The sequence below is a fragment of the Cellvibrio sp. KY-YJ-3 genome (assembly GCF_008806955.1).
Classification (GTDB): Bacteria; Pseudomonadota; Gammaproteobacteria; order Pseudomonadales; family Cellvibrionaceae; genus Cellvibrio.
Genome location: NZ_CP031727.1, coordinates 163,651 through 176,894 on the forward strand (window position 1 = coordinate 163,651; position 13,244 = coordinate 176,894).

At 47.5% G+C, this 13,244-nt stretch carries 6 protein-coding genes; 1 reads left to right on the forward strand and 5 read right to left on the reverse strand.

All coding sequences use genetic code 11. The features are described 5' to 3' along the window. Nucleotides 1-106: 106 nt before the first annotated feature. The 5 genes from D0B88_RS00730 to D0B88_RS00750 all read right to left on the reverse strand — a co-directional run bounded on the left by D0B88_RS00730 (nt 107) and on the right by D0B88_RS00750 (nt 10,334). Entirely contained in the window at nt 107-1,621 is a 1,515-nt protein-coding gene (locus tag D0B88_RS00730; RefSeq protein ID WP_151054350.1) for a tryptophan halogenase family protein, read from the reverse strand. A gap of 22 nt (nt 1,622-1,643) precedes the next feature. Next, on the reverse strand, nt 1,644-3,554 hold the full coding sequence (locus D0B88_RS00735) for an alpha-amylase family protein (RefSeq protein ID WP_151054352.1): 1,911 nt from the start codon (nt 3,552-3,554) through the stop codon (nt 1,644-1,646). A 61-nt stretch (nt 3,555-3,615) separates the two neighbouring features. Continuing rightward, nucleotides 3,616-5,460, reverse strand: coding sequence for a glycoside hydrolase family 13 protein (locus D0B88_RS00740; protein ID WP_191966480.1), 1,845 nt, complete (start codon nt 5,458-5,460; stop codon nt 3,616-3,618). A 106-nt stretch (nt 5,461-5,566) separates the two neighbouring features. Beyond that, nucleotides 5,567-8,371: a TonB-dependent receptor gene (locus D0B88_RS00745; protein WP_151054354.1), complete on the reverse strand. Its 2,805-nt coding sequence runs from the start codon at nt 8,369-8,371 to the stop codon at nt 5,567-5,569. A 337-nt stretch (nt 8,372-8,708) separates the two neighbouring features. Then, complete coding sequence (locus D0B88_RS00750; RefSeq protein WP_191966481.1) at nt 8,709-10,334, reverse strand: alpha-glucosidase family protein; 1,626 nt, start codon at nt 10,332-10,334, stop codon at nt 8,709-8,711. A 430-nt stretch (nt 10,335-10,764) separates the two neighbouring features. Here D0B88_RS00750 and D0B88_RS00755 point away from each other — a divergent pair, with 430 nt between their 5' ends. Then, the gene (locus tag D0B88_RS00755) at nt 10,765-13,170 is read left to right on the forward strand and encodes a glucan 1,4-alpha-glucosidase (protein ID WP_151054358.1); all 2,406 of its coding nucleotides are present in this window, start codon (nt 10,765-10,767) and stop codon (nt 13,168-13,170) included. The last annotated feature ends 74 nt before the right edge of the window (nt 13,171-13,244 follow it).

The window sequence follows — 13,244 nt, forward strand, 5'->3', positions numbered from 1 at the left end:
TGGTTATTGTTATGCACGTGCGCGACGCAGAATACTTAACCAACCAATCACCACCAATCCACTACATACGTATTCAAGAGGAGGCTTTACAATTATTAAAACGAGCTTACATAACCTGTTGCTTCGCAACCAAATCATTCAATTGTTCGCGGTGCGAACTAAAGTTTAATGCACAGCGGCTAATAAAATTCTCAATATTTTCCATTTTATATTTATGAGCAACTTCATTGCCTGGCAAAAGCTGATCCTGTGTTGGGAATAGACCATACCCGGCAAGCAAACAATGCCATGAAGCAGATGGGTAATAACAACCAATTTTCTGCCGCTCAATTTCCTGAGTCAAATTCCCACCACCAACCCATACCTGCAGCAGTTCACGCAAGGAATCTGAAAGTGAATTGTTGTTAGCATTGTCGCGCCAATATTGGGTGTCCGTGCGGGAGTTCACCCGATAGTGACATACAATGTAGTCGCGCACCGCTTCAAAACGTTGGTTAATAGAACGATTAAAGTTCGCCTGCTCACGATCGGTAAAATCCCCCAACTCAATAGCTTCCGCAAACCCCAAGACTGTTTCCTGCACCAAATGCAATGCCGTTGCCTCCAGCGGCTCAATAAACCCTTGAGACAAGCCAACTGCCAAGCAGTTTTTAGCCCAATGATGCTGCAAACGCCCCACTTTCATTTTTAAATGTCGTACTGGGACATCTTTATCTAGCAAGTTCAATTTTTGTCGTAGTTCGGTCTCAGCCATATCAGCTGATAAATAATTCGAGCTGTAGACATAACCATTCCCAATACGATTAACTAGAGGAATATTCCACATCCAGCCGGCGTTTAATGCAGTAGCGGTGGTCTGTGGGGTTATATCCATAGCAGCAGAGGTAGGCATAACAACTGCCGAATCATTAAATAAATTACTAGAAAAGTTAATAAAAGGTACTTTTAACGCTTGTTGAATTAGCACGCCGGCAAAACCGGAACAATCGATAAATAAATCCGCAGCGAGAGGCTGCTGATTCTCTGTCAACAAGTGGCTTATATATCCTTGTGCATCCAGTTTTACTTCCGTTATTCGTGCATCTATGTGCGCCACTCCCAACTTCGCCGCGTGTTGTTTTAAAAACAACCCTACCAGCGAAGAGTCAAAATGATAACCATAGCCTAGCTGGAAAGGAAAATGGTGCGCAGGTTTTGGCCCTAGCTGGTGTTTGGCAAGATAGGTCGCCAGGAAAAATTTATCCGGGTGAGCATAAACATCAGCGCCCTTGCGTCGCACAAAACAATTATAAAAAAAGGCAGGTGCCGAATAATCATCCGGCTGCGCAGGAAAAGGATGAAAGTAATTTTCAAAACCTGGTTTGGTTGACCAGTTGCAAAAGCGGATCCCGGTCTTATAAGTTGCATTACAGGCTGGCATCCACTCTGCTTCGGCAATCTCCATATAATCAAAAAATGATTTTAACTGTGGTGTTGACCCTTCACCCACGCCAATAATACCGATATCACTAGACTCAACTAGCGCAATTTCTACGGAATATTTAGCCCAGCGCTTGGCAAGAATATTGGCCGCCATCCAACCGGCAGTACCACCACCCAAAATTACAATTTTTTTGATCATAAATTTCACATCAAAGAATGTATTAGTTTTTTGTTACAACTTCCAAAACCAACGAATCGTAGGCTGCCAATTCAAGTTCAACAGTGGCAACGTCTTCATTCACTGTTAGCGTTGAAAATTGTGAGCCGTGGGCCAGCTTGGCTGACAATTCATAGGCAGTTTCATTCAGCGCCCAGTCTTTTATAGTAGCGGCAGGTAATAATAATTTTACCAAGCCACTTTGTTCGCCTGAAAAATTGCTTATCACAATCCATTTCTGTGTTTGGGTGGCACGGGTAAATGCAAATAATTTATTGGTGTAACCGCCTGCTGCTGAAATATTGTGGCTGTGTAACTCGCGATACTCCCCTTCGGCTACGGCGCTGTGATGCGATAAATTTAATAACTCACGATAAAATCCCCGCAGCGCTTTTTCGCTCGCAGTAGATTGCCCACCATCAAACTTCCCGCCATTCATATAGCGTTGGTGCGCGGGCACACCGGCATAATCAAAAATCGTAGTACGCGACGGGTCGCCAAAACCGGAACCCAGCTCGCCAGCCTCACCGACTTCCTGCGCGAAATACAACATGGTCGGCGAGCGACTAATCAACGTGGATACCACCATCGCCGGCTTGGCTTTTTCGGCGCTGCCCGCAAACTCGGGGCTGGCAATACGCTGCTCATCGTGGTTTTCCAAAAAGTGCAGCATGTGTTCTTCTATATCGCTCATGCCCGCTTGCACTTGCGCAATAACCTCGGTACCGCTTTTACCTTGCATTACCGCTTTTAAGCCGTCATACATTTCCACTTTGTCATAGAGGTAATCCATTTTTCCCATGCGAATATAATTGCGATACTCGGCCGGGTTATACACTTCAGCCAACAAAAATGCCTGGGGATTTTTTTGTTTAATCGCGGAATTTAAATAACTCCAGAATTCGACTGGCACCATTTCGGCCATGTCGTAACGAAAACCATCTACCCCTTTTGCCAACCAATATTCCGCAATTTGGCGGAACTTAATCCATGAATCCGGCACATCCTTACCCTGCCAGAATTGGGCGTGGGCGAGTAGATCTTTTTGCGCATAGTCTGCGGGTAATTCAGGAAAATCTTTGGTGCCATCGGGGCGCACACCGTAATTGATTTTTACGGTTTCATACCAGTCATCAAATTTTGGTTGCGCCAAGCGCGAACCATTGCCGGTCCACTTCGCCGGTTTCTCATCAAACTGGCCATCACTTAGGGGATGTGAATCGCCACCCAGCGGCTGATAATTGCCTTGCGCTTCTGGCACAAGGAAGTCTTCGCCTACCACGTAATAAAAATTATTGTCCCGTCGGTATTCCACACTCACATCATCGCGCGCACCAAAGCTCTCCACTCCTGGCGGGTTACTCAATGATTCATAGCGACGCGCCACATGGTTAGGCACTATGTCGATAATAACTCGCATGCCCTGCGCGTGGGTGCGGGCGATTAGCGCTTCAAATTCTTGCAAGCGTTTTGCTGGGTCAACAGCTAAATCCGGGTTAACGTTGTAATAATCCTTGACCGCATAAGGTGAACCGGCGCGACCCTTTACTACGTCAGGATCATCGTTGCTAATGCCGAAAGCGGTGTAGTCGCGAATGACGGCGTGATGCGGTACACCGGTGTACCACACGTGAGTAACACCCAACTCTTTAATCGATTTAAGCGCAGTCTCGTTGATATCATTAAATTTACCCACACCATTTTCTTCCAAAGTCCCCCAAGGTTTATTGGTGGTATTGGTATTGCCATAAAGGCGAGTAAATATTTGATACACCACCGGCTTGCCGTGTACTACTGGTGTGGGAGTTTGTTCCGCGCGATCAGTGGATTGATTGCAGGCTACCAGCCCTACAATTGCCAAACTTAATGCCAGCATAGCGGCACCGGTCAACAGTATTTTTTTATATTCACTCATAGCCATACAACCTGAATAAATGGCTCGCCACAACAGCGAGCTATTGTTAATAAAAATATTTTTATTGCAGTTCAATTATTAGCGACGTTTTTGCGGGCATAACTATCGGCTTATCCAGCGCTATTTTTTTGCCAGTCAGCACATTGCGCGCGCTTTTTTTACCCGCGATAAACGTTTGGTAGGGCTGTAAGTCCAACAGGTTTTCCTGCGCATTTTTATTCAGCACCACCAAGACGGCTTGGTTATCCGAATAGCGAACATATGCATAAAAACCATCTCCCGGTGAAAAGTGCTGCAGTTTTCCGTGATGAATCACCGCCGACTTTTTGCGCCAATTCAGCAGGGTTTTTACATACTCCTGCATGTCGCGCTCTTGGGCAGTTAAGCCCTTGCCGGTGAACGCATTTTTAGTATCGCCTTGCCAGCCGCCGGGCATATCGGCACGCACAGCGCCATCGTCGCGTTCACGGGGGCTGGTCATCAGCACTTCCGAACCATAATAAAATTGCGGAATACCACGCATAGTGGCCATATACACCATTGCCGTTTTAAACAAATCAACATCTTCATTCAGGTAAGAGTAAAGGCGGGAGGTGTCATGGTTTTCAGGAAAGATCACTAGATTCAAGGGATCGGCATATACAAAATCATTGGCCAGCATTTCATACAGACGCACCCAACCTTTATCCCAGGACTCCTCCTCATGCAACACCTCGCGCAAGGTTTCATGAATGGGAAAATCCATCACACTTGGCATGTGCGGCACATGGCCGCTGGCATTAACTTTACCGCGTTGCCAGTGCGCAACCACCGCAGGATTCGGGCTCCACTCCTCGCCAACAATATTAAAATGGGGATATTCATCCATAATAGTTTTTGCCCAGCGCGATAAAAATTCCTGATCGGCATAGCCATAGGTGTCTTCACGAATCCCGCTCAGCCCCGCGTATTCAATCCACCACAAACTGTTTTGAATTAAATAATTGGCGAGCTGTGGATTGCGCTGATTTAAATCCGGCATGGTGGGCACAAACCAACCACTCACAAATAATTCTTTATCGGCAGGTGCGGCGTAAGGGTCTTGCACCGTGGTGCGGCGGTGATTGGTTTCTTTATATTCCGCGGGAAAATTTAACCAATCCTTTGCAGGCAGATCTTTCATCCACCAGTGGTTGGAGCCAATGTGGTTCAGCACTATATCCTGAATAACTCCAATACCTTTTTTCTGTGCCTTTTGTACAAAAGTTTTGAATTCTTCGTTAGTGCCGTAACGTGCATCGATTTGGTATAAATCCGTTGCGGCGTAACCATGGTAGGAATATTTTTCCATATTGTTTTCGGTGAGCGGGTTGGGCCAAATTTGGGTGAAACCCATGGCAGCGATGTAATCCAGATGCTTTTCCATGCCTGCAATATCACCCCCATGGCGCCCACCTTTGTAAGCGCGACTGGGTTGTTCCAACATGCCGGGCATAGCGTCGTTATTGATATTGCCATTGGCAAAACGATCCGGCGTAATTAAATAGATGGCATCTTTGGGTGAAAAGCCCTGACGTTGAGCGGAATTTTTTTCACGCGCCAATAATTGATAATCAACACGGCTGTGTATTTTCCCATCGCGCATAAATTCAATGGGGAATTTTCCCGGCTTTGTAGTTGCTGCTATATCGATAGTGACAAATAAATAATTCGGGCTATCGGATTTTTTTATATTGATAATATTTACGCCAGGGTAGTTCACGGCAGGGGTAGTTACACCCAGATTATCGCCATGCACCAGTAATTCGACTTGATTGTATTTCATGCCAACCCACCAGTTGGCGGGTTCTATGCGTTTTAACCCGGCTTCCTGTGCCATTACTGGCAATACACAAAGGAGTGATATGAATAGGATGAGTTTTTTCATTTTATTTATCCTTTTTATAACGATGCATGAAAAGGGTGAACCAAATAAAAAATCACCCACATGGAAGGCCATGTGGGTGATTCGTCAATACAAAGTCATTTGACCTTTACATCTTGTAGTTCACACCAAAGAAGTATTGACGACCGAAGTATTGAATAGAGCCAGTCTGAGCCTCTGATCCGAAATAGGTTTTGGAAGGTTCATCCGTCAAGTTATTGACCTGGAATACCAATTCAAGACCACTTTCAAATTCGTAAGAGGCTTGATAGTCAACAACTGATTCATCGGCATAGAAAACTTCCTGAGTTTCAACAGCGACCTGGTTCGCAACAAACGCTTCACGATAGCGATAGTTCAAACGAGTAGAGAATCCCTCATAATCATAGAACAATGTAGTACTTAGGTTGCTTGGAGAAAGACCAGGCATGCCAATGTCTTTTTCCTCACCACCAAGATTATTTATGCGTTCTACATCGCTTTCTGTATAAGAATAGCTGCTGCTTAGACCCAAGCCAGACCAAAGTCCAGGCAAGAAATCAAACGTCTGTGTATAACCCAACTCAATACCTTGGATGTAACCGCCTTTAGTATTGTTGTATGCAGTTTGATATTCACCACCTGGCTGCAATGGGTTGCCGGTATTAGGATTGATGTCCGGCACGTTAAAACCTAAGGCTTCGAAGTCAACGCCACGCAACGTAATTTGCTCAATAAAAGATTCGATGTCTTTACGGAACAACGCTACAACGATTGCGCCTTCGGTTTCAGAAAAATAATGTTCATAAGACAAGTCATATTGATTTGCATAAAACGGATCAAGCAAAGGACTGGTATTGCCCCACGCATTAAATCTGTCCTCACCATCAATCCACGAGCCTGCGCCTGATTTTAATTGGCTAACGGGTGGGCGAGACATTACTTTTGCCGCAGCAAAACGAATGTTATCTTGATCTGTAATTTGGAAATTCAAGTTCAAAGATGGTAAGTAATCAGTATATTTTTGACCCATTGTGTTGGTCACATAATCATTACTAACCACGCCGCGTTCGTCGGTAATAGGCTGACCAGCACCGGCACCAATTTGCAAATAACCATCGCTGGACTGATCCGACTCTACAACACGTACACCTAAATTACCGGTAACAGGTGTAGCGCCCAATTCAGTTGCAAAATTAGCCATTACGTAGGCGGCAAGTACGTCTTCAGTCACAGTGCCAGACTGAATCATAGTCCAGTTGTTTTCCCAGTTTGCAACCGGATTCCAATCGCGGCCACGTGCGGCCTCTACAGCCGCAACAGCGTCATCGAAGTCAATTGCGAAGAAGTTTGGCATACCTTTCAGGTCACCACCGAACTCAACAACTTTAACCATATCGTCAGTCAAAGCGATAGGGAATTGTGATGGATGATTGCCGAACTCAGAGCCGTAACCATCTTGCCCACGTGCACCAGTGTACTCACGCGAAGAGTTACGAATACCCGCTTCAACAGAAGTAATGAATGGTGTATCCATTTCGTACTTCACATCAATTTTCTGGGCATTGATTTCATTGTGAGTGATGAACGGCCACTGACCAACCTCAGTCAATGCAATTCGATTCAGATTAGTATAATCCTGACTAGCAAAGAAATCGGCGGGCTTTAAACCTTTGTTGATATAGGTGATCGATTCTGCCGAGCGCACTGGATTGGCAACGCTGGTATCGTTATATAACAACGCGCGAGTGCCGCCATTTTGGAAGTCGCCATCTGACTCAGAGAAAGAAACGTCAGCGTTGATAGTCCACTGATTGAGACGCCATTCAGCATTCAAACCATAAGACAACACTTCAGCTTCACGTGAGTCATTGTCGTTAACGGTAAACACTGCAAAATTGCTAGTGCCATCACCCGAGACAGTACCGCCAATCATATTGTTATCGACAATTACCGGGTTAGTGATAACTGTATTTTCAGAGTGCAAAGTTTTTACACGGAAGCCACGAGCAAATGCTTCTGAGTCAGCTTTAGTATTAAATACATCGCCCTTCAATGTGAAGCTTTCATTAGGCTCCCAAACAACAGTCGCTAAATAACTATCACGCTGCTCTTCACCACCGCGCTGCTGCATTTCCATACCTTCACTAACAAATTCGTTGTCAGCATCGGCATCAATATTACGCTGGCCATTGTAATTCAAACCAATATATTGATTTGCAACACTGGGAGCACTTAACTTGGCGTAACCAAGCGCAAAACCGATAGTTTCATCTGCAAACTTACCTTGATAAGAAGCGTTGAAACGATGGCCAAAATCAATCGCGTCTTCAACTTCAGAGGTGCGGCTATTTGAACTACCACGAACACCCACATTAAATGAATGTTCTTTTGAGTTTTTGAGCGGGTTTACTGTAGTTAACTCAATCGAACCAGCCACACCACCTTCAATTAAGGACGCTTTTGGTGATTTGTATACTGCCGCTTGTGAAATCAATTCTGATGGATATACATCAAACTCAATTTTACGACCGGCAATTGGGCCGGTGCTGGTGCTGACTTGTTCGCGACCATTCATGGTTGCAAATACAAAATCACCACTCATCCCGCGAATATTTAACTCGCTCGCTTGGCCACCAGTACGTACAGAAGTGACACCAGGCAAGCGGGAGAGAGAGTCGGCAATCGAAACATCGGGCAAGCCGCCAATATCGTCTGCTGAAATTGCTTCAATAACCGTATCGGAGCTGCGCTTTGCATCGAGGGCATTAAGCACGCTTTGACGGAAACCGGTTACTACTACCTCTTCAATGTCTTTTTCAGTAGCGTTGCTTTGTGAATTAGCACCTTGTTGCGCATAAACAACTTGTGAACCCGACACCAGCGCCATAGTGGCCGCCATCGCGAGTACGTGATTAAAGGTTTGTTTCTTCATGAATTCTCTCCGCGGAAAACTACTCTTATTTTTAAGATTGTGTGTAATAACAACAGCGTCCTTACGCTATACACGTAAAGCGATACAAACTTGTCGTTGCGGCGATAGTAGGCGCAGGGGGATGACACTCACAATAGAATGCATACGTATTCAAACCACCGCATACGTATGCATTCACATTCTTTATGAAACCTTTTTGCAGTTTTTGAATACAGCGTAAGGCAGTGATTAATTTTTAAGATAAAAAAAGAGGGCCGAAGCCCTCTGCATTGACCGAACACTGATGTTTGAAGAGCGGTTTAAAAGAAAACCGGAGCAGAATATTGGAATGAAAACCTTATTTCGCCAAGCGCGCGATCACCGTGCCATAGGCAGGTACTGGCAAACGTTCATATTGCCCGGCAAGCGTTGTGCAACTGTGCCCTTCTATGGCGCTTAGTTGATACGCCGCATCTAAATGGATGAGATTTTCTTGTGCGGAAAAATTAAACGCACATAGCAAAGTGTCATCACCATAGCTGCGGGTAAATACCAAATAATTCACACCATCAGCAATAAATTGGATATCACCCAAACGCAATGCAGGCTGGCCCTTGCGCCAATTCATAAATTGGCGGTACGCATTGAGAATAGAAGCCGGATCAGATTCTTGCAGGCTCACCGCTTGCTCTTTATGCGCCGAGGGAACCGGTAGCCAGGTTTTTACTTGCGAGAAACCAGCGTAGGTTTCTGTGTGATTCCAGGGCATAGGTGTGCGACAACCATCGCGACCTTTAAAGCGCGGCCAGAAGGTGATGCCGTAAGGATCTTGCAATTCGTGCTGTTGAATGGGCGCTTCAATTAAACCCAACTCTTCACCTTGATAACTGCACACGCTGCCGCGCAGTGAAAACAACATCGCATTCAAGGTTTTTGCCAATTGTGGAGATTGGTCTTTACCGCCCCAGCGCGACATAAAACGCACCACGTCGTGGTTGCCAATCGCCCAGCAGGGCCAACCTTCCGCTAAATTCTGCTCCAGGGTTTCTACGGTTTCGCGAATGTAAGAGCCGGATAAGGTATCCACCAACAATTCAAAACTGTAAGCCATGTGCAAGCGCGAATTACCGGCGGTGTATTCGGCCATGGTTTTGAGCGAATCTTCCGAGGCAATTTCACCCAGGGTAACAGTGCCTGGGTAGCGATCCATTAATGTGCGCAGCGATTCTAAAAACTGCAAATTTTCCGGGCGATCACAGTCGTATACGTGACGCTGAAAGGCATAGGGATTATCTTCGCGGAAACCACGACCACGGCGCTCTGCTTCCGGCTTGGCGGGGTTGCTGCGCAGCAGTTTATCGTGGAAACAAAAGATAATGGCATCCAGACGCAGGCCATCAACACCGCGCTTCAACCAAAATTCTACTTCCTGCAAAATTTGCTCGCGCACTGCATCACAGTGGTAATTCAAATCGGGCTGGGTTTTTAAAAAGTTGTGCAAATAATATTGGCAGCGACGTGGCTCCCACTCCCAGGCAGAGCCGCCAAAAATAGCGAGCCAGTTATTGGGCGGTGTACCATCGGGCAGTGGATCTGCCCACACATACCAATCGGCTTTGGGGTTATCGCGCGATTCGCGGCTTTCAGTAAACCAGGCGTGTTGATCCGAGGTGTGACTGAGTACCTGATCGATAATAATTTTGATGTTGCGCTCATGCGCCTTGGCAATTAATTCATCAAAGTCTGCAAGCGTACCGAAAATCGGATCTATATCGCGATAGTCAGAAATATCATAACCAAAATCCTTCATGGGCGATTTGAAAAAGGGTGATACCCAAATCGCATCCACCCCCAAACTCGCAATGTAATCGAGCTTGCTGATAATGCCAGGAATATCACCAATGCCATCGTTATTGGCATCCATCAAACTGCGTGGGTATACCTGGTATACCACTGCACCGCGCCACCAGGGAGTTGTTGTCATTACAGAAGTCTCAGTTTTTATATTGATTTCACAAACACCCGTGAAGTGTTTGTATTGCGTGATATCAACATACGCCAGCACTGTTTTTTCGCCAAGTGACTACATACGTATGCAGATCGCTGTGATGATATTTATCGTTACAAAAACCATAGAATACGTATTCATAAACGCATCCAAACCCGTTGCGCTTCCGGATAAAACCGGCAGGCCACTTTTTTGCCCTGCGTTTTAACGCGCCTGAAAAATCTGGGCTAGTCTTTCCTGCATACGTATGCAAGGTGAATACGTATGCACCTGCTTGAGTTGAATCCTGCCAACACCTAATGTGACTTGGTTGTCATATCTGTTATGGCTGGTCGATCTTACAGCAAAGATCACCACACAAAATGACACCAATAAATAATAGTGATTTTGATACGAGGATTTTGTCATGAAAAAAAACCTACTCGCCCTGTTGGTGAGCGGCAGCCTATTACTGGGCGCCTGCTCCGATAACTCATCGACAACCTCGGCACCCGCTACCCAAACTGCGGTAGCGCCCGGTGCGCCCGGCAATGCCGCCGTGTGGGCTTATGCCGGCAAAACCGGTATTGGCACCTCCTATGAACAATACACCGACGGCGCCTACCAAGACACCGGCGCCAGCGGCACCATTTCCAAAGTGTGGTTTTCCATCGCCCAAGGCGTGTTGACCGAAACCATGTACGGCCTGATTCATGAAGCACAACTGCAAGAGCTGCAATTGCTGGTGAAAGGCGACGGCTTCCTCGACGAAGAAAAGAAAGACACCATTTCTACCATCGAATATTTAACAACGGATGCCCAGGGGCGCCCGCAATCCCTTGCCTACAAAATTGTGAATCGCGATAAAGAAGGCAAATACGAAATTGAAAAACACATTTTTACTGACCCGGATTCACAAGCATTGATGATGCGTGTGGTCTTTCGCGCGCTAACTGCCGATGTGACACCTTATGTGTATGTAAATCCATCCATTGCCAATACCGGCAGCAATGACAGTGTGCGTTACGCCGATGGCGTGTGGGTCGCGACCGATGGCAATAGCAGCATGACGGTAAAAACCACTGCACCGGTTGCACAAAGCACCGTGGGTTTTGAAGGGGTATCTGACGGCATTGCCGACCTAAAACAAAACGGCAGCCTCACCCAGCTTTACACCAATACCGGTGACACACCCGGCAATGTGGCGCTGACATTGCAACTCGCCGAGGTTAAAAACGGCGCAAGTGCGCAGTGGGATTTGGTACTTGGGTTTGGCAAAAGCGGCAGTGAAAGTTCCGCTGCTGCCGAGCAAACATTGGGTAAGGGCTACGACAAAGTGCTCGCCCATTACAACGGCGATGGCGACGCCATCGGCTGGCAAGACTTTTTACAAACCCTGCCCGCACTGGAAAAACTTTCTGCCACGGCGACCGACGGCGGCAAGCTGGCCTACACCAGCGCCATGGTGTTAAAAGCGCAGGAAGACAAAACTCACGCCGGTGCGTTTATCGCCTCACTCTCCAACCCTTGGGGCGATACCAAATCGGCGGAGAAATCTGCCACCGGTTACAAGGCCGTATGGCCACGCGATTTTTATCAAGTGGCCATGGCGATGCTCGCCCTGGGTGACCGCGAGTCACCGCGTATCGCATTTGAATATCTGGAAAAAATCCAGGCGAGTGAAAAAATTGCCGGCTACAGCGGCATTCCTGGCTGGTTCCTGCAAAAAACCCATGTGGATGGCGAAGTGGAATGGGTGGGTGTCCAGCTGGATCAAACCGGCATGCCGCTCATGCTCGGCTGGCGTTTGTGGAAAGAAGGCATTTTTAGCGATGCGGAAATCGCCCAGTGGTACACCAAAATGCTCAAACCGGCGGCTGATTTCCTCGTGAGCGGCGGCCAGGTGAAAATCCTCTGGAACGATACCCTCATCAAACCACCCTATACCCAACAAGAGCGTTGGGAAGAGCAACAAGGTTATTCACCCTCAACCACCGCAGCGATTATCGCCGGGCTGGTGTCGGCGGCGGATATCGCCACCCAGGCAGGCGACAGCGCAGGTGCGGCCAAATACCTCGCAGCGGCCGACAAGTATTCCAGCGAGCTGGAGGCCAAAACCTTTACCACCAATGGCTCGCTCACCGGCGATTTGGGTAACGGCCAGTACTACCTGCGCATTAACGCCAACGAAGACCCCAATGATCGCTCGGCACTGGGCACCAGCAACGCGCAGGTGATCAACGATGAATCGCAGGTGATCGATGGCGGCTTTCTGGAACTGGTGCGCTACGGTGTGCGCGCGGCAACAGACAAGCACGTACTGGAAACCATCCCCGAGTACGACAACCTGAACCTGCCAGACTTGCTGCGCACCAAATACGAATTCACCTTCCCCGGCGTGGAGGGCACATTCCCCGGCTGGCGCCGCTATGGCATTGACGGCTACGGCGAAGAGATCAGCGCAGGCAAAGGCTATGTGGAAGCCAATAACTCCAGTGATGGCCGTGGTCGCGTTTGGCCCTTCTTCACCGGTGAGCGTGGTCACTACGAGCTGGAACTGGCAAAAGCCAATGCTAGTGTCGATATAGACTCACTGCGCAACACCTATGTGAAAGCCATGGAGCTGTTTGCCAACGAAGGCATGATGTTGCCTGAGCAAGTGTGGGACGGTGTAGGCGGCAACGACACCTACAACTACCCGCTGGGCGAAGGTACCAATGGCGCAACCCCACTGGCCTGGACTCACGCTGAATACATCAAACTGCTGCGCAGCTACAGCGACGGCAAGGTGTGGGACAGAAACGATAGCACTGAAGCGCGCTACGTGAAGTAACGAGGCAAGTGCCACCAAGCCCGCGTACCGACCGGATCGGTACGCGGGCTTTGGTTAATAAGAATCGACAACTA